Raw genomic sequence first — 25,434 nt, 5'->3', positions numbered from 1 at the left:
GAGAACTCTATCCTTAACCTTAGCTCAAGACAGTTAAGTTGGTGGGATTTCCTGCGTCAGTTTGGCTCCAAACGCAGGATGACGCACCAAAAAGCATCACCGGCATTCAACACCTTATGTCGATAACCGATACGCGAGCAGCGTCTGCTCCAGATCATCGGCTGCCAGTGGCTGGTTATCGATCAATTCAATGCGGCTATCCAGTAGCTCCGGCTCACCATCCATCATCAAAGGTTTGACGCTGAGTACGCCGTCCTCTGCGTTAAACATATAAACACCCTGATCAGTATTCATCACCGCTTTGGCGCGCACCACCGGCAATCCGGTCATCCAGCCAAAGAGTTGATTGAAGTCAAACCGTATGGCGGGCTGGAACATCCAACCGCAAGAGTAATAACCCTGCCCGCTGTTTTCGCGGCGTAAAAAATCCTGGTCTTGCGGCAGGCTAATCGCTGCATTGTAGAGCTCGCGCTGGGGACTGAGGCGGTTGGGTTTAGCAGAGGAGTGCAAACCGGGGTGAGCCAATGCATGGGCCTTGCGCGAATAATCCAGCCACGCCAACTGCAACGCGCCCTGCTCAACCGCAAATGCCGCTTGTTTGGGGGGAGCAAAACCAGCCACAAGATCGTCGAAATTGGCGCGATCATGAGGCGAACAAAGGTCGATCTTGTTGGCGATCAACACGTCGGCCACCGCAATTTGATCCTTGAAGGTGGCATTGCCGGTGTAGCGACTATCGGCCAATTTGCGCGGATCGACCAGCGTAATGGTCGCGCGCAAATCCAGCACCGTATCGTAATACTCGCCGGTCAGCGTATTGATGATTTCTTCCGGGTGCCCCAAACCGGTTGGCTCGATAATAATGCGGTCGGGCTTGGTTCTGGCGATCAGCATATTGAGCGCCATTTTCATCGGCAGCCCCGCCACACAACAAATGCATCCACCCGGCACTTCGCGGATATGGGCATTGGTATCTTTGAGTAGCGCACCATCGATACCAATTTCGCCAAACTCATTGACCAGTACCGACCAGACTTCATGTGCGGGCTTATGTTTGAGCAGATGCGTAATGGCCGTGGTTTTTCCCACCCCCAAAAAGCCGGTAATGATGTTGGCGGGAATTAATTTTTTTGCTGCAGGGGTTTCAGTCGTCGTCATTATCGTCAAGGGTCGTAAAAAGAATTCTGGGGGATGGCGGTGTAAGGCATAGTGGTTCCACAGCTATTTTACACAGACGCATCCCGTGCGTTGCGACAAAGGAGCGCTTGCATTCAAACGCGATGCCCCCATAGATGGAACAGTTTTGTATATCACCGATCTAATTTACCGATCTTTCTGACTGATATTTCTGACGGATCTTTTAACCGGTTTCTATTGAGGACAACACATGAACACCACCAATCTGCTTAATCAACTGCTCAAAGCAGGAACCGACATGCTGCAGAACAAAGGCGGCGCGCAGCAATCCAGCGGCGGCTGGCCACAATCTTCCAACTCACAAACCTCAAACTCACAACCGGCAGGTGACAGTTCACCATTGAGCAGCTTGGCGGGTTTGTTATCCGGTAAAGGCGGGGCAGCGCTTGCCGGTGGCGCATTGGGCTTGCTACTGGGCAGCAAAAAAGGCCGCAAGATGGGTGGCACCCTGCTCACTTACGGAGGTTTGGCCGCACTCGGTGCTATCGCCTACAAAGCCTACGGCAACTGGCAAGCACAACAGCATGCATCCACTGCCGCAGGCCCGCAAACGATTGACCGCATCCCGCCAGCACAAGCCGAACAACACAGCCGCGCGATTTTGATTGCACTGATTGCCGCCGCCAAAGCCGATGGCCACGTGGATGACCGCGAGCGCCAGTTGATCGATGGCGAAATTGGCAAACTCACGCAAGACCCAAGCCTGCTCACCTGGGTGGATCAGGAACTGAAAAAACCGCTCGACCCGGCGGCCATTGCCAGTGCGGCAACCACGCCGGAAATGGCGACCGAAATGTATCTGGCCAGTGTGTTGATTATCGATGAAGAAAATTTTATGGAGCGCGCATATCTACAAGAATTGGCCAAACAACTGCGGCTTGAGCCGGGGCTGCAAACCGAGATCACCAATCAAGCCAAGCAAGCATTACAACTCTGCAATTAAGTAGCACATAGGTTTATCACCAAAGCGGCAATTGCTCAGTGCAATTGCCGCTTTTTTTCGCACAGAATTTTCCAAATCCCATAGAATAGCGCCATCGATCTATAACAAAAAAATCATCAACCCGATAACAAGAATATTCAGGTATTTCCTATGGCGCATTCACCCCTTCAGCACATAGTAATTGTCGGCGGCGGTACTGCAGGCTGGATGGCTGCAGCCAGTTTTTCCCGTCATCTTGCCCACAAAAATATGCGCATTACGCTGATTGAATCAACCGTCATAGGCACTGTGGGTGTCGGTGAAGCGACCATTCCCAGCATCGTAGCCTTTAATAACAGTATTGGTTTGGATGAACTGGAGTTCATTCGTGCAACGCGCGCCAGTTTTAAACTCGGCATTCAATTTGAAGATTGGCGCAAACAAGGTGAACACTTTTTTCACCCCTTTGCGGATTACGGTATTAATTTTAACGGCGTGGAATTTCAGCATTATTTTTATCGCCACAAAAAAAATAACCCGCAGGAAAATTTGCACGATTATTCCATTGCCTGCCAGCTGGCAAAACACAATCATTTTGCCCAGCCATTGGAAAACCCCAATAATCCGTTGGCCGACTTTTCCTACGCTTATCACTTTGATGCCACGCTGTACGCCAAGGTCTTGCGCGAGCTGGCGCTTAGCCGCGGCGTGACTCACATCGACGAAAAAGTGGCCCGTGTTAATTTGCGCGAGAGCGATGGTTTTATTGAGTCATTACTATTGGAAAATGGCGAAACCCTTCAGGGTGATTTATTTATTGATTGCACCGGCTTTAAAGGGTTATTGATCGAAGAAACACTCAAGACCGGTTACGAAGATTGGAGCCAATGGCTGCTGTGTGATTCTGCGGTTGCAGTGCAATGCAAAAATACCAAAGAGCCAACACCTTACACCCGTGTAAGCGCATTGGATGCCGGTTGGATGTGGCAAATTCCACTGCAACACCGTATGGGTAATGGTTATGTATTCAGCAGCCGCTTTTTAACCAAAGAAAAAGCCACTGAAACTTTACTGGCAAACATGAGCGCAAACCCCATTACCACGCCAAAACCTTTTTCATTTCAGGCCGGGCGGCGCAAAAAAATATGGAATAAAAATTGTTTTGCCCTGGGTTTGGCATCAGGATTTTTGGAGCCACTGGAAAGCACCAGTATTTCATTGATCCAAACCGGTATTACTCATCTGCTGACTTTTTTCCCGGACACTTCCTTTGACCAGAGCATGATCAATGAAGCCAACCGTCGTCATCAGCATGAAATGGAACGCATCCGCGATTTTATTATCCTGCATTACAAATTGACCCAGCGCACTGACACAGAATTCTGGCGCTACTGCCAAGCCATGGAAATTCCCGACAGCCTGCAACACAAAATCGAGTTATTTAAAAGTTGCGGCCATATTCTGCAACACGAACCGGAAGCGTTTGAAAAATCCAGCTGGCTCAGTATTTATCACGGATTTGGTGTGACACCAGCGCGCACGGATAACCGTATAGATCACCTCAAGGATGCCGACATAAGCGCGCAACTGGAAAAAATAAAACAGTCACTCGCACATGCCGGAAAAAATGCGATGGCTCACCATGAATTTATCCGCAAGCACTGCGCAGCACCGGATTTTGATTAATGCTTGCTGGCGCAAGCCTGTTTAATAAAATCGCCGTGCGAGGGCAAACGCGTGACAGCATCATAAATTGCCTGTTTGCCTTGCATCAGCGAGCGCGACAATTTTTCACTATCCAATGCATCAACTAACGGATGATATTTTTCCGGACGAATATGCATACCCTCCAAAATGGAAAGCCAACTATCAACACCAAATAAATTTTCACTGTTGCGCTCTAACTGGCCACGCAAGCGAAAGCGATTTATTTTATCGCGTAAAGTGCCCGGCACTGGCATGTTCTGGCACCAGCGCCAAAACGCGGTGTCATCGCGCTGGCTGGTGCAATAGTGCAGGATAATAAAATCGCGCACTTCCATGTAATCCTGATCGATCTGTGCATTGCATTCCTGTTCCAGTGCTGCGGGAAAATCGCGCTCAGGATAATTGCGAATAAAATGCACCAGCGTGCGATAAACCAAATGAATCGCCGTAGATTCCAGCGGCTCCAAAAAACCCGATGCCAAACCCAAGGCCAAACAGTTGTTATGCCAAATTTTTTTGCGCTTGCCAGTCACAAATGAAATGATGCGCGGCTCATTGACTAATCGCCCTTCAACGGCATTCAACAGTGTTTGGGTGGCCTCGTCATCGGAGCAGTAATCACTGGCAAATACGTATCCGTTACCGGTGCGATGCTGCAATGGAATTTTCCAGGTCCAGCCCGCAGCACGCGCTGTGGCGATAGTGAAAGGCGCGGGTTCGTGAATGTTTTCAGTTTGCACCGCAACCGCGCGATTACACGGCAAATATTCTGACCAATCCTCGTAACCGACCTGCAGGTTTTCTTCAATCAATAACCCTTTAAAACCTGAACAATCGATAAAAAAATCCGCGCTAATATTTTCTCCGTTTGCCAACGTTATTGAATCAATAAATCCACGCGCATCGAGTTGTACTGAATTAACCGTAGCTTCAACCCGCACTACACCTTTGGCTATAGACAGTTCGCGCAAATAACGCGCCGCCAATACGGCATCCAAATGCAAGGCATAACCGAAATTTTCCAAAGGTGTATTCTTAAGCTGTGCTTCCACCATAAAGCGCTGCTGTTCAGCCATAATCGCCGAGGGCGAATGATCCATTAAGCGCGTTACATCACCGGAGGAACCGTTATTATGTTGTGCGAGAGTTTTTAACCACAGCTGATAAAAATCGTGGCCATCAAGGCTGCGGCCTATTTTTCCGAAAGGATGCAAAAAGTGATGGCCTTTTTGATACCAGTCATCAAAGCGGATGCCTAATTTAAACGTACCAGCGGTCGCCTCGATAAAATCTTTTGGATTTATTTTTGCGCTGGAAAGAAACGCCATAAACGAAGGAACCGTCGCCTCACCGACTCCGATAGTGGCAATATCCGGCGATTCCACCAAAGTGATTTTCGTTTCTGTACCCTGATGAATATTGGAGAGCAATGCTGCAGCCATCCAACCGGCCGTACCACCGCCGACAATACAAATACTGCGAATCGGGTTTGGAGTTACTTGCATCATTTATTTATCCTAAACTACATCTGTTTTGCAGAATGCATTAATAAACTCGCGGTGTGTAGGCACACTCGCTACCGCATCGGCGATGGATTTGCGCATAGCGGTCAAACTCTGCTGCAGATACTCGGGGTTCATGCGATCCACATTTTTATCATAATTTTTGGGGCAGATATTAAACCCGCTGTAGATTGCCAACCAGGAATCCGGGTGAAAAATTTCCCATGGGAAGTGCAGCAACTCACCGCGCTCTTGATAGGCATCTATTTTTTGTTGCAACGTATCGGGCAGGCTCATGGTGCGGCAGTGCTGCCAAAATTCGCTGTCGGTGCGTTGGTTTATTTTGTAATGCAGAATAATAAAATCGCGGATACGCTCCCACTCAGTCGCGGTTACCTGATTGAAGTAGTCGATATTTTTTTGGCTAAAAGATGGAACTGGAAAGGAACCGCAAATTTTTTCGATGCCGGTCTCGATTAACGCAATACTCGTACTTTCCAATGGCTCTAAAAATCCGGCTGCCAAACCAATGGCGATACAGTTTTTATTCCATGCTTGCGCGCGACGCCCGGCAGTAAATTTAAATTTACGCGGCGCATGCAAAACCTTGCCATCAATATGGCGCAGCAAAATCGCCTCTGCCTCTGCATCATCCATAAACCGGCTAGAATAAACATGGCCATTACCCTGGCGATGCTGCAGGGGAATTTTCCATTGCCATCCTGCGGAGTGAGCTTTAGACACAGTATGCGCCGCAGGCTCGCCCACTAATTCCGATTGTACCGCCAATGCGCGGTCGCACAGCAACCACTGGCTCCAATCTTCATAGCCTGTATTTAATGCACCTTTAATTAATAATCCATTAAAGCCGGTGCAATCGATAAATAAATCAGCATGCAATTCCATGTGGTTATCCAAACGCAACGACTGGATAAAACCATTGTCAGGATTAAGCTGCACCGACTCAATTTTTGCATCGATATGCTGTACGTTGTTTTTCAATGAATAGTCGCGCATAAGCATGGCAAATTTGCCCGCATCAAAATGCAGCGCCCAGTCAAACACCGATAGCGGCGATGATGGTTTGGGTGATGGAAAATCAAATCGATTCGCACGTGCCAGCGCAATGCCTAACGAATACTCTTCCAGCTTACTGGTATCGCCCAACGTTTTTAATTTGAGCCAGTAGTGATGAAAATGAATGCCATTGGCCGCGTGGCCAAATAAGCCAAAGGGATGAATAAACGAGGTATCTGGCTTGTACCAATCTTTAAATTCAATACCGAGCTTGACCGTTGCGCTGGTTTTGCGCATCACGTCAGCATCGCTCATACCGAGCGACTGATAAAAACGACGCAGCGTTGGAATAGTTGCTTCGCCCACACCAACAGTGCCAATTTCACTGGATTCTACTACCGTAATTTTGATATCGGTTTTGGCAAAATGTTGGCTACATTTTGCAGCCGCCATCCAACCTGCTGTTCCGCCACCGGCGATGACAATGGATTTTACTTGGTGATGTTGGTTCACGAAAAATCCCCTGGGTTTATTTTTGTTAGCTAGAGCGCACACTGTAGCGCATAAAAATATTTATTGGCCAACACAAATAACAAAGCCACGACGAAGAATCGCCGTGGCTTTGTTATTGATCAAGTGTGTTTCAGTATGACTAATTCTGAAGTGACAGAATTAGAATTTGAAACGAGCACCCAATGCCCAACGTGCTTCATAAATATTTTGGAACGCTTTTTGATCCGAAAATTCTACGTAAGTTTGTTGGATTTCTTCCAGTATGTTAGAACCGTTCAAGTAAACAGACCATTGATCGTTTACGTTGTAAGTCAGGTTCACGTCCATTTGGCCGTAATCGTCTTGATACAAGGATTGTTGGCCAGTTGCAGGGTTACCTCCTGTAATCAAGCGTGGTGAGCGGAAGTTATAAGCCACACGCGCAGAGATCACTTCATTTTCATACCAGGCAACCAGGTTGTAGGTATCTTTAGAGTTGTTCACGAATGGCAACTCTTCACCGTTAAAGCCTTTGCGTTCTTGTGAGCTTTCTGACTTGGTGTAGTTAACGTCAAAGCCCATATTGCTGATCACAGGTGCATCAGTAAGATCGCTCATTGCTAACTTGGCAGCCAATTCAAGTCCTTCAACTTCGCCACCTTTGCCCTGTACCAAGGCGTTGAACTGCCAAGGACCGCGACGTACGCCGTCTGAGTCCGGCTCATCAACCATCACAGTACCATCTTCGATAAAGCTTTCGATCTCGATTTTGAACAGACCTGCGCTCAACATAGAGGCGTTACCCAGATACCACTCCGCCGACAAATCGAAGTTTTCAGAACGGATTGGATCCAGTTGTGGGTTACCCGATAGGCTACCGTTTGCTACACGCATACAGTTACATTCATCGTTAAACACACGGCCTACAGATTTACCACCGCCCCATTGCAACAGGTTCAGAGGCATCATGCTTTCGCCGTAAGCAAAACGGATTTTCACATCTTCAGCCACATCAGCAACCAAGTTGGCAGATGGCAGATAATCGATGTAGTTGCGTTTGGTCACAACATCACCGGTATCCACGTTGGTGCCTGAGTGCGGCATTTGCGCCCCCACTTCGTTGGCAACAATCGTCAGATCAGTTTCGACAACCTTCACACCCACGTTACCGCTGACAATGCCATATTCCAAATTCGCTTGCAGGAAGTAGCTGAACTCTTCCAACTCAACACCAAACGATTGGCCTGGGTTGATAATTTTCGCTTGCGGACCAAAGACCTTTTCCTGGAACGCCAGGGTGTCATCGAAGGTACGTGGATCAATAGTCCATACACCTGGAATGCCTTTGACGCCGCCAAAATCATCTACCCAAATGACTTTGTTGTGCTCATCAAGACGAGTGGGCTGCAACAAGGTGTAGTTAACAAATTGGTTGTTGTAGGCTTTGCCGGTTTGATCAACACCCGTTACGAATTCGCCTTGTGCCATAGCTGGATCACACGCAGACGCTGAACCAGCAAACTGGTCAACTGCTTTCCACTGTGCAGCACAACCACCATTCAAATTACCGAAGTAGGAGAATTGACTACTTTCAACTGAACGGCTGCTATTGCGCGTGCCAAAGTCAACACTGGTCAGGAATGGCTGATCTTCAAACTTGTAGTTCCAACGAGTAGAGAAGGTTTCCAGGGTTGCATCACGATCGGTATTGTTTTCAGAGGAGAAAGCACCGATGTGGTAGGAGTCCACGTCCGCCATATACTCGGCAACAGTGCGCATACCCTTACCGCCATTGACCATTTGGTCAAAGCCAGTGAAGGTTGGATGATCGCCCGCTACGTCATAACCAATGCGGAAACGGCTCTCGATTCCACCCGGTGCGTAAGCTGCGAAACAACCACCGTTAGCACCAACAACTATGTCACCGCGAGAGGTATCGCACTGACTGGCCGGAATCAAACCGCCAGGACCGGTAACGAGCGAGCCTGAATCGATGCTCAGCATGTCGCCTTCACCATAACCGTGACGCATAGCGGCGTTAGCATCAGCACGAGTCATACGAACCTGACCGGTGAGCGCACCACCGTTGTCGTAATTCAACTCAAAGTTGTAGTTTTGCGATTTTTCGTGGTTGTAGTTGGTCTGTGCGAATGACTGCAGACGGTAGGACTGCGCCGAGAAGGCTGTCACACTACGCCACTCATTACCTTCGTAAGTGAAGCTGTCATTACCGTATTCGGTCGCTTCTGCGTAGTTGGCAAAAGTCTGCCAGCGGTTGTTGTGCGAGAAGCCAGCACGACGGTTCCAACGCTCTTGATCGCTGTAAAAATAGTCAGCAACCAATTCAAAACCTTCACCCAAATCGGCTTGGAAAGAAGCATTCAAACCATCGCGATGGCGCTCTTCCGCTTTATGGAACGCCGCAAAACCTTGGGGAACGATATGGCGGATATTAGGATCGCCGAGTGGAGTTTCGCCCCAAGTGTGGCTGTTATTGGTCGCACCAATACCACCGTTTTCTGAGGTATCGAAGTAACCGTTAAAGTCGGTAGCCAGATTCTTTTCAGTGGTTGCACCAGCAAGCAAGAAGCCTACACGGTCATTTTTCCAGTTCACCAAACCGGTAAAGGTTGGGTCATCTTCTTTGCTGATAGAACCTTGATCAATCTCACCGGTACCTGCGAAAGTCCAACCATCATCCATATCGAATGGACGACGGGTTTTCAGGTTAACAGTACCAGAGATACCACCTACGGTATTGGTCGCCAGAGGTGATTTATAAATATCCGCACCAGAGAACAGTGTTGATGGCAGATCGCCAAAGTCAGCTGCTGATTGGTCGATCGTGGTTGCACTCAGGAAGGTCTCGCCATTCAGGCTGGTGCCAACATTACCCAAACCACGAATTTGTACCGGACCACCTTCACCTGCGGTACGGGTCACTTGTACACCCGGAATACGTTGTAAAGAATCTGAAATAGTAACGTCAGGCAATTTACCGATATCTTCGGCAGAAATACCGTCCACTACTGATACTGCATTACGTTTTGTGTTGATCGCACTTTCCTGGGCCGCGCGTACGCCTTGCACCAGTACTTCTTCAACTTCGCTCTGTGCTTGCACACCCGAAGCCAACATGGCCAAGGTTGCCGCTGAACCACAGAGAACTATCTTGTGGTTTACCGCCCGGATTGCATTTCTTAGTTTATTCGTCATGACTATCCCTCTAGCTATTATTGATTGTTAGAAGCTCTCCAACGTTTTTGTACAGACAAGACAACGTTGTCGCACCTAACCATAAACTTCACAAGACAAGGTTGTCAATAACAGAGATTTTTAAAGATGCGGGGGATAATTGTTGAAAATCAATCACTTAATAAAACTTAAGCAAGGTGACCATAACAGACCTTTACAAAACTACACATTGTCTGCAGTGGCCTAGGGAAATAGCGATGAATGGATTGTTACGATAAGCAACGAAGGTATAGAGACTTAAGCGACAAGATCACTTTTGGGGGGTGAGTTGTCGCTTAGAAGAGGCAGAGCCGTCTTACTTGGCTTTTGTGTTCAACTGATCCACCGCCAGCGCCAAAAACATGTAATTAGCCTCACCGCCACCCATCACATATTCTGTTTGCTGCCAAAAAAACGGCCATATTTTTAATTCCGGTAAATCCGGACGGATCAGGGCTGTACCAGAAATCACTCCACCGGGAATATAAGACCAGTCGGCACGGTTCACACCGTAAGCAACGGTTGCTGAATTAGCACCAACACCGGATGCAAAACTTTGTGTGTTTTCACCTGGGTGTACGCCCAGAATAAAATTCAACGCATTCACATAGGAATCAGTGCCAGTGAGTTGCGGCCAGGATTTGTGGAAAAAATATTGTTTAACGCCAAACTCCTGAATATTCCAACCTGCCCCCCAAATGTTGGGTTTATAAGGCACACCATAGGGTGATTCGGTTTTAGCGCGCTCACGTACTTGTTGTTGATAGATGTCCACAGCGTTATTGACTGCTGCAACAAATTTTTCATCGCGAATCGATGGCATAACACGGCCAATTGCCCAGCCGGTTTTTTCAATATCCTTCACGATTTCATTTTGCAGACTGATTAGCTCGTTGCGATATTGTTCATTGCCAGTCGCAAGAATTAATTCTGCTAACGCAAACACACGTACATCCTGACGTTTGGTTTTTGGCGCGGCGATGCGATAAAGATTCTGTGCGGCATCCAGTGCATCTTTCGCCATGTCAGGATTAAAGGTTTTCAAAACGCGTGCAGCTGCTGCCAAACCGGCGGCTGCATCCAACTCGCGCTCGGGATTATCTTCAGTAAATACCCAACGGTCATCGGGTGTACCGGATTTCCCATTTTTAATTTCACCTTCTTTCAGTGATGGGTCGTATGGCAGGTTATCGGTTTGCACCATGGCATCACCTAGCAACACATATTGGCGAATCGTCGGCTCAATAATGCCGCGATACAAACGCCCCATACTCTTATAGCCCCCGAGCACACTCAATAAGCCATGTTCGATTTGTTGCAAAGCATCGTTTTTGCCATCGGCAACATGAATTTCAACCAGCTTTTTTTCCTGATCAATTAACGTTGCGTCATGATCCAAACCAAACTCTTCCACCATAGTAGCGAGCAGCCACACAGTGCCCATTTGCGATTCCACGCGTAAATCATAATCGCCCGCATCGTGCCAACCGCCCACATCCAAACCGGGAACGCGCTCGCCGGGTTTATATTTAGTGCGCGTACTGCCATCGGAAATATAACCGTCGATGTGATTAAAATTGAGCGGCATCATGAGTGCATCATCCTGATGATCCAACCCGTGCCAGACGCGATATTTTTCATTCACACGCATATGGCACATCTGCACTGGTAAAAAATATTCCAAGGTGGGTTGCCATGCATGGCGTGACAATACATCGTCGCCAATTTTAAACGCGTGCGAGATTTTATCGCGGTAGCGAATTTGATACATGCCCGGCTCGGTAATGTCCGAGAAATCATAGGTCATGTATTGGTAACGCAGAAAATTCCCCCAAGGTTTAACCTTGGCTTTTTTTACCAAGGTTTTTCCGCTTTCAGATAATTTATAAATTTCAATTGCGGAGGCTTTGGTATCGCGTTTGTCTTGCTCGATCACTACTTTTTTAGGTTGTACGGTACCATAGCCTAATTGCGACACCTGAATCACCGGCTCGTACACCCAATTCTTAATCACGTGCGGCGTAACGATCCACTCCAATGCCGCCGTGGTTTTGTCGGCAGGAATAACACCGCGTACTATGTACCAGCCGTTATTGTGATTGGCGCGGCCATCCCACAACTCCAATACACCGGTTTTACTGTCTATCACCATACGCTGCTTGTCGGAATCCGGCGCTATCACCAGTTTTTTTCCACTCGCCAGTGGCGCTGTTAAATATTCACCATGTGGCTTCACTAAGGGGCCATTAGGTTGTTGCGGGAAAATTCCAGCCTGTGTATCCATCAGCCAGGACTTACCAAAAAACTCACCGGGGAAAATTTCAAAATTAAAACCAATTTTTCCTACCCACTCTTGCGGTAATGGTTTTTCCAAATCCACCGTGATTTTAAATTGGTTGTCATCAAGTGCCGTGACTTTTACGTCGTAGGTGAATTTCAAATCCGGATAAATAATCGGGTTAAAGCCTTTGCGATCTTTGCTCGGGTCGGGATAAGAAAGCGATTGGGTAATCGTCTGCGTTTTTTTATCGACGGTTTGTTTTCCACCCACTGGCACAGGTGACCATTGCCCTGGGGAGATTTCCAATCGCAAATCACCATTGGCGGCAACACGACTGCCATGCTGGATCACAGTCACGCCGGTCTGATGCCCATCGGGGTAAATATCGCTAAACACAGTGACGTTGAGCCCCTGCATTTCAAAATAATCTTTATCGTTAAGCGCCAACCCATTGGCGGCACTATGTAGAGGAAATGCAATAGCCGTAGCGAGCACGCTCAACGCAAACACTGTAGTTGCGATTGGTTTTTGAGTGGAGATTTTCATGGGAGTATGCCTTGTTGTTATTGGTGTGCGCACTGGATAAAACCAGTTATAGTCAGGTCGCACAAAAGCATAAACCTATGTGTTCAAGAGAGAGATAATAAATTTGTCGATATAGGTTAAATAATGTTAACCGCCCAAAAAGACTTATTGATAAACCACATCTTTATAATCGCGCGCCAATATCGCGAGTAGACGGTTCTGGGTAACGACAGGGACTCCGCGCTGTTCCATTGCCAGAATCAAATTATCCACAATCGCATTAAATTCGGTGTTGGTGTAATTGTGCCCAGCATGAACCAAACGCATGTTATCGCCCGAGTATTTGCAAGGCCCTCCCACCGCAGCGCAGACATAATCCGACATTCCTTTTTTAAATTTTGTCATGTTCACGCCTTTATAACGATGCTTAACGCGCTCATCTTTGGCAATGTTCAAAATCAGTTGATGGGTAATATTGTTAATGCCCTCGTATTGCCCCAAAGCATCATAAAGCGACGGCTGTTGCGCAGATTGATTCGTACAAGCCATCAACAGAAGCGTAAAAAGGAAACTAGCGAATATTTTTTTCATGATTAAAAACTCCCCTGAAGTGAGAGATACCAACCTGTCTGGTTTTTGAATGTGGCCACCTCCCCCAAATCAACATAAGCTGCCACCACAGCAATACGTTTATTAGGAAACCAACCGACAAAGGCGGTTTGCCAATCATCTTCTTTTATGAACGATAAATTGTTGGGCTTTTGCCGGTACTCTGTGCCAACCAACCAATGGCGATTGAGCAACACGCCCGCCGATAGTTCCGGCAATAATTCTTTGTCATCATTTTTATCGCCACCAAAACCAACTAACCCAGTCTGGTTGGCATTGGTGTAACGCAGATTGCCATTGAGTAATAAATTGCGATTAAAAAATCCACCCAGAATTAATTTGGTTGCAGTGATATTCACATCAGTACCTGAATCTTTTTTTGCACCTACCGCACCGGGCACTAAAAAATCCAGATTTTTTTTATGCTGCACACCCACACTGATTTGCGGCATCGGGGTATAAATCAAATCGCCCGCTACACGCACTTTGGCCGAGATAATTCGCTGGCTAATGGAATCCGTCGGCAGGCTTAATGCTGCAGTGAGTGAATCATGCGTGAGTTTTTGTTGTGCGATGGATAATTCAATCCGGTTGCGCCAGCTCCAACTGCCACCGATCACTTCCAACTGGTAATCGCCAGTATCGACATAACTACCAAATGCAACCGCCCCCTGCTCTTCCTGCGCGCCGTAACCCGACAATACTGCCATAGGCACAATGCCACCACCGGCCGAGCCTTCAATGGTGCTGGCACCACCGGTTGCCAATAACCGGCTGCGCGAAATTTTGTTGTCACTTTCCAGCTCCAGTGTAGCGGCATGAGCCGCACAGACATAAACACTGGCAGACAATTCCAAGGCCACCAATAGCCACCATAGTCGTTTCATGATGATGATTCCAATTGCGTTAAATAGCGGTGAACCCATTGGATAAAATCGTTTGCGGGCAATGGTTTGCTGTAAAGATAACCCTGCGCTGTATCGCAACCGTATTGCCTTAACAATAATTTAATCGCCTCGGATTCAACACCTTCGGCTGTTACGCTCAAGCCCAACGTATGCCCCAAGTCGATAGTTGAGCGCACAATCAGTTGGTCGTCTGCGCTGGTATCCAAATTCAAAATAAACGATTTATCAATTTTTAATTCAGAGACAGGTAATTTCTTTAATTGCGATAGCGATGAATAACCAGTACCGAAATCATCTATCGATAATGTCACGCCCAAATCGCGCAAACGTCGCAAGTTGTTGAGGCATTTATCGGCCTCTCGCATAATCGCGCTTTCAGTGATTTCCAAATACAGATTCTCTGCTGGCACTTTATATGTTTGTAATAATTCAGCTACGTAAGCAGGTAAATCATCGACCAATAAATCCAATGCCGATAAATTAACTGAACAGGTTATTGTTATTTTTTCATCCAACTGTATGATGCGCAATTGGGCAACAGCGGTTTTCAGTACCCAACGAGTCAGTAGTGTAATCTGGCCCGAACTTTCAATGACACCGATAAACTCCTCAGGATTAATAAAACCCATTTCCGGATGGTGCCAGCGCACCAATGCCTCAGCACCCAAGGTACCCGGCTTTTCCAAATTGATTTTGGGTTGATAATACAAACTGATGTGACCATTGTTTAATGAGCTTTCAAATTCGCGGAACAAATGCAAACGGCGCAAATGTTTTTCATCCCACCCCTGCTCGTACCAACTGGTGCGCCTTTCACTATTACGGCCTTCATTCAACGCAAGGTTTGCGCGGCGCAATAATGAATCGGAAGAGTTTGCATCTTCCGGGTAACTCGCAAGGCCAATATTGATTTCAATACTCACCTGCAAGCCATTTACCAACAGCGGCGTTTTAAAAGCGGAATGGATTAATTCTGCCAGCTCGCTGACCGATTCTTTATTGTCTGCCATCAGGATAGCCAAAAACTCATCGCTCCCTAAGCGCAACACTTCGCCATGCGTAAGTATGCGCGCAATCTTCTGCCCCACCTCACGCAATACCACATCCCCAATTTCCTGGCTGAGCTCATCGTTGATCTGGGTGAAGTTTTTAATATCGATCACTAATAAGTAGACGGATTTTTTGAGTGGGTGCGAACGTGAAATCGCATCTTCCAATTCAGGGAAAACACGCAGCCGGTTAGGCAAGCCAGTGAGTGGATCGTGCTCGGATTGATAAAGGACTTGCTGTTCACGTTCACCAATTGCTTGCTGCATGGAAATGAATGCGCGCGCCAGATCACCCAATTCATCTTTGGATGTCACCGCGATGGGTGTTGTATAAAAACCACTGGCAATTTTACGTGCGATATCCGCCAACAAAAGCACTGGCCGCGTCACGCTGCGCGCTAAAAACAATGCAGCAATACCCGCAAGTAGCGCAAATACCAATGCCAATATAAACAACTGGACATTCAAACGCGAAAACGGAGCCATCACCTGACTAAGAGGTACTTGCAGTACCGCAAGTAAATGGTTGTTTTGACGCGAAGCAGGTGCCACTAAGGTAATCAAATCATCATAAACAAACACTTCGCCTTGTTGCGCATCACGATTAAGTTGTTTGACCAAATCATCGCGTGATAGCCCCTCTTGTGTTCCATTTAAATAACGGAACTCTTGCCCATCATGCATCACAAACGATACTTCCAAGCCGGTCAAGCGCTGCAAGTCGTTACTGAATTCCTGCTTTATTTCAAAGCCCATACCGGCAAGACCAATAATCACTGGCGCTTTTACTGCAAACATAACGAACTGATAGGCGCGGCCATCGACAATAATAATGTCATACGCCTGCCCACGATTTTGCGCCTGCGTTTTCAAGCTATTAAATTCATCGGTAATTTGCAGACCAAACATTTCATCACTGGCAATAAATTTTCCATCACGGGTGATAAGTACGCCGATATCCGCTTTAACACGTGCAGAGTGATTGATTAATGCTGACGCGATTGTTTTTTCATCACTGGTAGCAACGGCATCTTTAAAACCAAAATCTTCCGTCAAAACTTTTACCGACAACGCCAACTGTTCAATATTTTTTTGCATGATTCGGGAAAATAATTCACCGCCCGAAAGCAACTCAGCTCGCGCGTTTTGGGTAACCGCTTTGTTAATGACCAAGCGAGTGGTTAGATAGGAGATAGCCTCCAGAATGACAACCAGACCAATTAAAAACGTCAGTAATTTGAGCAGGTAACTAAACTTTGGCATGCAAGAACCTGCTTAAAATAAATCGGAAAATTCGTCGCTGGCATCGCTGGCCTTGGGAGCAACAAGATTGTTCACACTGATACTGTTGTTCAGCGGCTGTGACTCATCCAATTTGATGGTTGACTCAGGAAACTCGCTACCCATCTGTGGATGATAGATTTGCAGCTGGTACATTCCAGCAGGAGCGGCAAGGCTGATTTTGCCTGCGTTATCGGTAACCGCAAAATAGTCAGTCTCTACCACATAAATATATGCCACCATTGAATCGTGGATATTACAACCCAACACAACTGTGCCCGGTTTATCAAACAGCACTGGCTCCGCTGTCATGCCGTGATACAAACGCAATTCAAATTTTTTGGCAGGGGAAAAAGAATAAACGTGATGGCGCACATCATCACTGTTGGGAAAGCGCACTTGGGTATTCACACGAATTGCCAATACACCCGGCACAAACATATTCTGGCGCTGATCCATAATCGCTGTAGGTACACTGGTAAAATCAATTTTTTTCTCAGGTACCAATGCGACTACCGCGTCTTTCAGCGGATTGCCTTTATCATCGAGCACCTGCAATTCCAATTGGGCAGCCACGCTGTATTGCGCTATGAACAACGCAGCTACAAAAATCAACTGACTGATACATTTACTCTTCATCACATCATCCTGTATTTATTCGCTACTTTTATACACCCGCACTTTTTTGATCAAGCCAAGTGACAGCGATTGCGACCCGAGGATTTTGCGGTGTAAAGCGCTTGGTCAGCGCGATCAAATGCAACATCCAACATATCGCCGGTTTTAAATTCAGTTACACCTACAGACAAGGTAATCGACATAGGCTGGTCTTTATAATTGAATGCTGCACTGGCAATGGCTTCACGTATTTTTTCAAGCACGACCAATGCAGTTTGGCTGTCTGTTTCAGGCATGAGCGCAACAAACTCTTCACCACCGTAACGGCAAAAGAAATCCACTTCACGCAAACGCGAGGCGATTGATCGCCCAATCACTTTAATCACCCGGTCACCTGCCTGGTGGCCATAGGTATCGTTAATTCTTTTGAAATGATCGATATCAAAAATGGCAATGGTGAGTGGCCGGCCATAACGTTGCCAGCGTTGTATTTCCGCTTGCGCACGCTCGTTGTAAGCCTCACGGTTGGGCAATTCGGTGAGCGGATCACGCAATGCTTTTTGGCGATGGTTTTCCAGCGTGGTGCGATTTTTTTCTGCCTCCACTTCCATGGTTTTGATTTTGGCTCCGAGCGTTTGCAATTGCTCAGCCAGCGCTTGTTGTGCGTGATCGGTTTGCTGGTAGTGATCAATCACTTGACGGATATTGCCAAGCTGGGATTTCACATGGTCTTTTAGTTGATTGATGTCAGTGGCGCTGTCGGCACTACTTTCCAGATCGCTCATGCCGCGCATCACATCATCTTGTAATTTGCGCGATGCAGCGCGCTCACTTTCAGTATTTTTGACTGCGCCGCCCAGCAACATATAAATTTCTGCCAATTCCTGATTGACGTTTTTCAGATAGGTTGCAAAGGCATTATTGGCGGCAAGATAAGCCTCCATCACCAGATCGCGCAGATTCCCTAGCAGCGGTACCAAATTTTGGGCATTGATGCCTTGCACCATATTTTTGCGCAGTGATTCCACTTTGGCTTTGATGGCAGATTCGCTCTCAAGGCTCGTGAAAAACTGGTTGAGCACCTGATGGATTTGCTCTGCGTAAGCAGCGGTGAGATAGGTGTCTTGCGGGACAGTTGATGTTTCCGGCGTTAACACATCAGGAAACGGAGCCGGTAAATTTTCAATCACACTGGCTTCGGTATCTGTGTTGTCAGGATCGGTATTTTTAGCGGCAGGTTTACCGCCCAGTATCTTTCCAAACAAACCGCTTTTTGGCTGCTCAATGTCCGCCAGTGCCTGCTGTTGTATCCTCGCCAACTCTTGCAGCAAAGCAGGATAAAGGCGTACTTTTTTGCTGCGCTGCGGCAACAGCGCCAGATATTCACCCAGTTCTTTTTTGACCGCGCGCGACAACTTGAATTGCTGCAGGGGTTTGGTGATATCCATCAGCGCCTGACGAATATCTTGCGAGCCCTGATCGCGGTGCTGCTCAAATTCCAGGGCGGCAGATTCCAGCTTGGATAGGATACTGGTCATATCAACTGCGCTGATGTCACTGCGCAGTTGCTCGCGCAACTTGGCCATGATCTGGTCGAGGGTTTCATCCTGCCCATCGGCAGCGACGCTGACCCGAACCAAAGCACTGCGCAGCAAGGCCTGCTGGGCAGCAAACTTTTTCTCTAGCTGTTCTTGTTCATCAAGGGCATTAAGGTATTTCTCTCGCCAGTTATTTTTATCGCCGGAATTGACTGTCATAACAACGTTGCGGACCTGTATGGGGCTAAGTGAGGGGTACGAATGAGTATAGCCATAAAAAAACCCGCACCAGTCACCCGGTGCGGGTTTTCGTTAATTTGTTGTTCGGCTCGACGGATCAGGGCGCTGGCGCTTTGAGTCCGCGCTCGGCGCGCACTTTGGCTACCAAAAAATCCACCACTTTCAGCATTTCCGCATGGCCACCGGCCAAACGGGAACTGACACGGTATTTACCATCAACCACCATCTCCGGAGTACCAGTCACTTTGTAACTGCGCGCACGCGCTTCCGCTTGTTTGATCTGGCTGGTTACACCAAAGGAGTTGTAAGTACTTAATGCTTTGGCTTTATCGACACCGTAGCTGGCAAAAAAATCGGCCCACTGCTCTGCAGAGACAATTTGCTTATGCTCCAGATGCAGGGCTTTGAACACGTCCATATGGGTTTTATCTTTTATTTTCAAAGCAACTGATGTGTAGTAACCACGCACCAATGGCTCCATTTGCGGATTCCACATAGCATGGGTTTGCGCCAGATAAACATCGCTGGATTGTTTTTTCTCCCAGGCATGCAACATGGGTTCAAAATCGAAGCAATGCGGGCATGAATAAGCGAACACTTCTGCCACTTCAATTTTACTTGGATCTGCTGTGCGCACTGGCTGTTCCAACAGTACGAAGTGCTTACCTTCAAGATACTCGCTCGACGCCTCTTGGGCACAAGCGGTCAACGAGAAAACCAAGCCCATCAGGGCGGCCAAAATACGCATAAATCGCTCCTCAATTATTTATTGATCAGTATCTACGGGGTTGTATAGATGCCGATTAGTCTTGCAAAACTGGCTCAAGTTCCCATAGGGGGTGCCGGATTCTCCAGCGCAGTGCAGCTGATGTAAAGTGCGGCGATACGAAAAAGGCGACCGAAGCCGCCTTTTTACATTTCTTATTTACCTGCCTGAGTGCAACGACCTGCACACGGGGGCAGATATCATCCGATCAGCGCACCCAAATCAATTCAGACCGGCAATATAGTTTGCCAATGCGATGATCTCTGCATCACTCAATTTATCTGCAATTGAGCGCATGATCATTTGGTCGCCGTCATTGGTGCGATCACCTGCACGGAATGCACGCAATTGCTTCTCGATATACTCAGGATGCTGGCCACTCAAACGGGGGAAGCCCGCAGGAGCATTACCCTTACCATCTGGCGCGTGACAACCAGTACAGGCGGGTACGCCAGTGGTTGGGTTACCTGCGCGATAGGTGCGCTCGCCCAATTCCAAACCATCCACTTTAATGCCAGAGTTGATTTGGACTTCAATTTTTTTGGAACCGGATAACTGGGTCGTCTGGGCCGCATAATGCGCGGCGATATCAGCCAGATCCTGATCGGTCAGGTTTGCCAAAATGCCTGTCATCTCAAGGACTTCACGGCCAGTCACTGCTTTTTTGGCGGCATCTTTTTCCAGATCCCAATCCTGGATATCGTGCAGCTGTTTCAGCAAATAGCGCTCGCCCAGACCTGCCAATTTCGGGAAAGTCCCGACCATGCTATTACCATCTGCGCCGTGGCACGCACCGCATACCGCAGCTTTGGTGGCACCGGCTGCAGCATCTCCTGCCGCCATCGCACCTTGGGCAACAGCAACCAAACCTAGTGATAAAAGGACATTTCTTACGATAAGTTTCATTGGCTAATCCGATTTGATCGATGAATCTGATTGTTATGCGTACGTCTTTAAACAGGGAAAATAGCCGGGAAGCCGCTGCCGGTTCGCTTAATGACAAGCCAACAGGCTACAATCGCACCTCAAATCCCGCATGAATCCCGCTTTTGGCGCGCACGGCGGCCGGTAAAAGCGGCGGCATTATATTACCAACGCGCTAATAACACACTATTTTGAAGGGTTATTATCTTGACCGAGATCGTATTTACCAAGGCTTATTTTACCAAGAGCGCTCCCAGCATCCGCGAATGCCCGCCGGAAAACGGCTATGAAGTCGCATTTGCCGGCCGCTCCAATGCCGGGAAGTCCAGCGCCATCAATGCGTTAACCAATCAAAAACTGGCGCGCACCAGTAAAACACCTGGCCGTACCCAGCTCATCAACTTCTTTAACCTGAGCGATACACAGCGCCTGGTTGATTTACCCGGTTATGGCTATGCCAAGGTCTCGCGCGAGCAAAAGGAAAAGTGGCAGAGGGATTTATCGGAGTACCTGCAAAAACGTCAGTCGCTTCAGGGGCTGATTTTATTGATGGATATCCGCCATCCACTGCAGGAATTTGATACCACCATGCTCAACTGGGCGGTGCGCGGCCACATGCCTGTCCATATATTGCTGACCAAAGCCGATAAACTCAGCCGCATGCAAGCCAACAATTCGCTTTTCGCGGTACAGAAGCAGCTCAAATTGATGAAATTGGGCAATGAAGTCAGTGTGCAGTGCTTTTCCGCACTCAAAAATACCGGAATCGATGACCTGAAACATAAGCTCCAGTCATGGCTTGCACCTGAACAAAGCGAACAACCGGCAGAAGACTCTACTGCCGAGTAGTACCAAGTAGTACCAAGCAATACTGAGTAGTACCGGCGAGTAAGCAAAAAAAATCCGGTGATTCAACGAATCACCGGACAAAGGACTGGCACCCTTGGGGTGATGCCAGATGGGCTAGTAAACGGACACAAGCAAATCAACTAAGAAAACATTCCACAGGGTGCCAAACCAATTGGGCCGGCTCACCATCGAGTTACCGGTATGACAGGGTCGGTTAAACGAAAGTTCAGCAACAAACGTAAAGCTTTGTAACTGCAACACTTTTTGCACAATTGCTCATTCAATGACAATAGCAAGGCAAGGATAGGGGAAGAGACAGCCAGCGAAACTGTCAAATAACAGGCAAAAAAAAACCCCGATATTATCGGGGTTGGCTTAGCTAGTAACTTTGCTCAGCTGGCTTAAACGCCATTAGGGGAGGAGTTAGCTCATGATCGTAAAACACACATTACTGAGACCCAGCCATTTACCAATAAGTTCAAACTATTTTTAAAAAATTTGCACAATCTTTTGTTAATTTGAAAATATCATTAAAAATCAAATAGTTAAAAATCAAAAAATATGCACATTTTTCTCGTTTTAGCGTAACCGGCACGAGCCCGGTCACCATAATTCAGATTCCATTCAGATTGACTGTGTCTGGCAGCGCTTAGTGCGCCTCATCCCAATTACTGCCCACCCCGGCTTCTACCAATAGCGGCACCTTGAGTGCTGCCGCTGCCGACATACGCTCGATAAGCCCCTGGCGCACAGGCTCCAATTGCGCTTCAGCCACTTCAAGCACCAATTCATCATGTACTTGCATGATAATCCTGGCATCCAGCCCTGTTTCATCCAGCCAAGACTGCACTTTAATCATCGCCGTTTTAATGATGTCCGCCGCTGTGCCTTGCATAGGTGCGTTAATCGCGGTGCGTTCTGCTGCCATTTGCAGGTTCTTATTTTTGGCGTTGATATCGGGCAGATATAAACGACGACCAAAAATGGTTTCCACAAAACCCTGCTCATGCGCCAGCGCACGAATGTTATTCATATAGCGCTGCACACCGGGGTAGCGCTCAAAATAACGGTCGATATATTGCTGCGCCTCATTACGGCCAACATGCAATTGCTTGGCAAGTCCAAACGCCGACATACCGTAGATCAAACCGAAATTGATTGCTTTGGCACTGCGGCGCATTTCCGGGGTTACCGCATCCAAACCCACACCAAATACTTCCGCTGCGGTTGCCCGGTGTACATCCAGACCTTTTTCAAACGCACTCAATAAACCCGCATCATCCGACAAATGCGCCATGATGCGCAGTTCGATTTGCGAATAGTCTGCTGCAACCAATTTATATCCGGCAGGCGCAATAAATGCCTGGCGAATGCGTCGCCCCTCTTCGGTTTTGATAGGGATATTTTGCAAGTTGGGATCTTGTGACGACAAACGGCCAGTCGCTGCTACCGCTTGGTGATAGCTTGTATGAATGCGACCGGTGCGCTTGTTAATTTCCAGCGGTAATTTATCGGTGTAAGTCGATTTTAATTTCGCAAGCCCACGATATTCCATCAGCACTTTTGGCAAAGGATAATCAAGCGCTAACTCTTGCAACACTTCTTCGGCAGTTGAAGGTGTTCCTGTTGGCGTTTTTTTAATGATGGGTAATTTTTGTTGCTCAAATAAAATCACGCCCAATTGTTTAGGTGAACTCAAATTAAATTCTTGTCCGGCAATATCGTAAGCTTTGCGCTCCAACTGCGTTAAACGCTCACCCAATTCAATGCTGTGTTGACCCAACAATTTTGCATCCACCAACGCACCATTGCGCTCAATACGCGATAGCACCGGCACTAACGGAATTTCGATATTTTCAAACACCGATTTAAGACTTGGTATTTGCGACAACTGCGGCCAAAAAAACTGATGCAAGCGCAGCGTAATATCCGCATCTTCTGCAGCGTAGTGCCCTGCATCTTCAACTTTAATTTGATTAAAGCTCAGTTGTTTTACACCCTTACCTGCAATTTCTTCGAAGGTAACCGTTTTATAGTCCAGATAATTTTGCGCAAGATCATCCATATTGTGGCGACTGCCAATGGAATTCCACACATAAGATTCCAACATGGTATCGAATACAATTCCGCGCAATTCGATATCGTAATTTAATAACACGCTGCGATCGTATTTTAAATTTTGGCCAATTTTAATTTTGGATGCATCCTCCAAAATAGGCTTTAATTGCTCCAGCACCCACTCAAGCGGCAATTGTTCCGGTGCGCCCATATAATCGTGGCCACAAGGCACATAAGCGGCAACACCCGCTTGCGTCGCAAAATTAAGCCCGACGATTTTTGCATCCATAATTTCCAGTGCAGTCGTTTCCGTATCAAACGAAAACATATCGGCTTTTTGCAAACGCGCCAACCAATCGGCAAACGTATTTTTATCGGTGATGATGTCGTAACGCTTTTCAACTGCAACTACTTGCGGCACTGCAACCTCTTCAACGATAGGCGCGCTTGCTTCTGATGTGGCCGCTGGGGCAGATGACGATGCACCACCCAAATCATTCACCCAACTTTTAAATTCCAAGTCTTCAAACAATTCGCGCAGGCGCTGTTTATTTTCCGGCTGGCAAATAATTTCATGAGGCGCAAACGGTAATTCAACATCGGTTTTGATCGTGGCGAGGCGATAGGATAAATACGCCATGTCGCGATGTTCGATTAATTTTTCCGGCATGGTTTTCGCGCCGCGAAACGATAAGGTGCGCACTTTTTCCAAATCCGCATAGATAGCATCAAGACCGCCCGCGCCTTGAATTAATCCCTGCGCAGTTTTTTCACCAACACCGGGCACACCGGGAATGTTGTCCACCTTGTCTCCCATGAGCGCGAGGTAATCAACCATCAATTCCGGACCAAATCCGTACTTCGCATGAACACCAGGAATATCCAGAATTGTTTCGGTCATGGTGTTAACGAGCGTGACGTGCTCATTCACCAATTGCGCCATATCTTTATCACCCGTCGAGATAACAACCGGCATTTTTTGCGCTGTTGCCTGATGCGCAAGCGTGCCTATCACATCATCGGCCTCTACACCCTCAATCACAAACAAAGGCAACCCCATTGCCTGCACTATCTCGTGAATAGGTTGCACTTGCGGGCGCAAATCGTCCGGCATTGGCGGGCGATTGGCTTTGTACTCAGCAAAGATGTCATCGCGGAAGGTTTTTCCTTTCGCATCAAACACCACCGCTATTTGGCTATCCGGATAGTCCTTGCGCAGGCGGCGCATCATGTTGATCACCCCCTTTACCGCACCTGTCGGCTGACCTTTGGAATTGGTTAAAGGTGGCAGAGCGTGATACGCGCGGTACAGATACGAAGAACCATCGACCAGAACCAGGGGGGCAGCGGGATTTTGAATTTCGGTAGTCGTCATAATAAGAAAACAGCCTGTCAATACGGCAATTGGATGGGTGATTTAAGGGGAGAAGGATACACCAAACACCTGCAAACCAAGCCCAAGCGATACAGCGCACACAGCACCGATAACAGAATCTTTGCGCGAGTGTTAAAAAGTGTTACTTAAACAAAAATGTGTTACCGCGCGCCAAAGTTGTTAGTTTTTTTAAGTTTTATTGCTAAGTTTCGGTATTTATTCACAAAAAATTACTTCACATAACAAAAAAGCCTAACACTCCTCTAGTCAACAAAAATATATGTGTTACCATGCGTAACATACAGTAACAAAGCAAAACCCGCTCGTTACTGGTGAACCTAA

General features: G+C 47.5%; 16 protein-coding genes. 3 read left to right on the top strand and 13 right to left on the bottom strand.

Translation table 11 applies throughout. The annotated features are described in order from the left end of the window. Nucleotides 1–114 precede the first annotated feature (114 nt). Nucleotides 115–1,158 (bottom strand): CobW family GTP-binding protein, encoded by a 1,044-nt coding sequence (locus VC28_RS15810; protein WP_049631495.1) that lies wholly within the window; start codon nucleotides 1,156–1,158, stop codon nucleotides 115–117. A 229-nt stretch (nucleotides 1,159–1,387) separates the two neighbouring features. Between VC28_RS15810 and VC28_RS15805 the strand changes: the two genes are divergently transcribed. Continuing rightward, a complete protein-coding gene (locus tag VC28_RS15805) occupies nucleotides 1,388–2,140 on the top strand; it encodes a tellurite resistance TerB family protein (RefSeq protein WP_049631494.1) in 753 nt (250 codons plus the stop codon). Between the two features lie 150 nt (nucleotides 2,141–2,290). Continuing rightward, on the top strand, nucleotides 2,291–3,805 hold the full coding sequence (locus VC28_RS15800) for a tryptophan halogenase family protein (RefSeq protein WP_049631493.1): 1,515 nt from the start codon (nucleotides 2,291–2,293) through the stop codon (nucleotides 3,803–3,805). Here the strand turns inward: VC28_RS15800 and VC28_RS15795 are convergent. From VC28_RS15795 to VC28_RS15745, 11 genes are all read right to left on the bottom strand, one after another. Then, a complete protein-coding gene (locus VC28_RS15795; RefSeq protein WP_197085546.1) occupies nucleotides 3,802–5,334 on the bottom strand; it encodes a tryptophan halogenase family protein in 1,533 nt (510 codons plus the stop codon). The genes VC28_RS15800 and VC28_RS15795 overlap by 4 nt on opposite strands. Nucleotides 5,335–5,343: 9 nt before the next feature. Next, nucleotides 5,344–6,858 (bottom strand): tryptophan halogenase family protein, encoded by a 1,515-nt coding sequence (locus VC28_RS15790; protein ID WP_231591788.1) that lies wholly within the window; start codon nucleotides 6,856–6,858, stop codon nucleotides 5,344–5,346. A gap of 159 nt (nucleotides 6,859–7,017) precedes the next feature. Further along, on the bottom strand, nucleotides 7,018–10,053 hold the full coding sequence (locus VC28_RS15785) for a TonB-dependent receptor (RefSeq protein ID WP_049631492.1): 3,036 nt from the start codon (nucleotides 10,051–10,053) through the stop codon (nucleotides 7,018–7,020). A gap of 334 nt (nucleotides 10,054–10,387) precedes the next feature. After that, a complete protein-coding gene (locus VC28_RS15780) occupies nucleotides 10,388–12,898 on the bottom strand; it encodes a glycoside hydrolase family 9 protein (protein ID WP_082191569.1) in 2,511 nt (836 codons plus the stop codon). 144 nt (nucleotides 12,899–13,042) lie between these two features. Continuing rightward, entirely contained in the window at nucleotides 13,043–13,468 is a 426-nt protein-coding gene (locus tag VC28_RS15775; RefSeq protein ID WP_049631491.1) for a group I truncated hemoglobin, read from the bottom strand. 2 nt (nucleotides 13,469–13,470) lie between these two features. After that, complete coding sequence (locus VC28_RS15770) at nucleotides 13,471–14,373, bottom strand: DUF3034 family protein (RefSeq protein WP_049631490.1); 903 nt, start codon at nucleotides 14,371–14,373, stop codon at nucleotides 13,471–13,473. Beyond that, complete coding sequence (locus VC28_RS15765) at nucleotides 14,370–16,706, bottom strand: putative bifunctional diguanylate cyclase/phosphodiesterase (RefSeq protein ID WP_049631489.1); 2,337 nt, start codon at nucleotides 16,704–16,706, stop codon at nucleotides 14,370–14,372. The genes VC28_RS15770 and VC28_RS15765 overlap by 4 nt, the downstream gene beginning before the upstream one ends. A 12-nt stretch (nucleotides 16,707–16,718) precedes the next feature. After that, nucleotides 16,719–17,363 (bottom strand): methylamine utilization protein, encoded by a 645-nt coding sequence (locus VC28_RS15760; RefSeq protein WP_053094218.1) that lies wholly within the window; start codon nucleotides 17,361–17,363, stop codon nucleotides 16,719–16,721. A 50-nt stretch (nucleotides 17,364–17,413) separates the two neighbouring features. Then, complete coding sequence (locus tag VC28_RS15755) at nucleotides 17,414–19,099, bottom strand: GGDEF domain-containing protein (RefSeq protein ID WP_049631488.1); 1,686 nt, start codon at nucleotides 19,097–19,099, stop codon at nucleotides 17,414–17,416. 118 nt (nucleotides 19,100–19,217) lie between these two features. After that, nucleotides 19,218–19,868, bottom strand: coding sequence for a thiol:disulfide interchange protein DsbA/DsbL (locus tag VC28_RS15750; protein ID WP_049631487.1), 651 nt, complete (start codon nucleotides 19,866–19,868; stop codon nucleotides 19,218–19,220). 240 nt (nucleotides 19,869–20,108) lie between these two features. Then, entirely contained in the window at nucleotides 20,109–20,792 is a 684-nt protein-coding gene (locus tag VC28_RS15745; RefSeq protein WP_049631486.1) for a c-type cytochrome, read from the bottom strand. Nucleotides 20,793–21,017: 225 nt separating this feature from the next. On the opposite strand from VC28_RS15745, the gene yihA reads away from it, so the two are divergent. Further along, on the top strand, nucleotides 21,018–21,659 hold the full coding sequence (yihA, locus tag VC28_RS15740; RefSeq protein ID WP_049631485.1) for a ribosome biogenesis GTP-binding protein YihA/YsxC: 642 nt from the start codon (nucleotides 21,018–21,020) through the stop codon (nucleotides 21,657–21,659). A 649-nt stretch (nucleotides 21,660–22,308) separates the two neighbouring features. Here the strand turns inward: yihA and polA are convergent. After that, nucleotides 22,309–25,092 carry a DNA polymerase I gene (gene polA, locus VC28_RS15735; protein WP_049631484.1) on the bottom strand — a complete coding sequence of 928 codons (2,784 nt, stop codon included), beginning with the start codon at nucleotides 25,090–25,092 and terminating at the stop codon, nucleotides 22,309–22,311. Between the last annotated feature and the right edge of the window lie 342 nt (nucleotides 25,093–25,434).

This window comes from Cellvibrio sp. pealriver (assembly GCF_001183545.1).
GTDB lineage: Bacteria > Pseudomonadota > Gammaproteobacteria > Pseudomonadales > Cellvibrionaceae > Cellvibrio.
The sequence above is the reverse complement of the archived record's forward strand: the minus strand, read 5'-3'. Positions and strand labels throughout refer to the sequence as shown.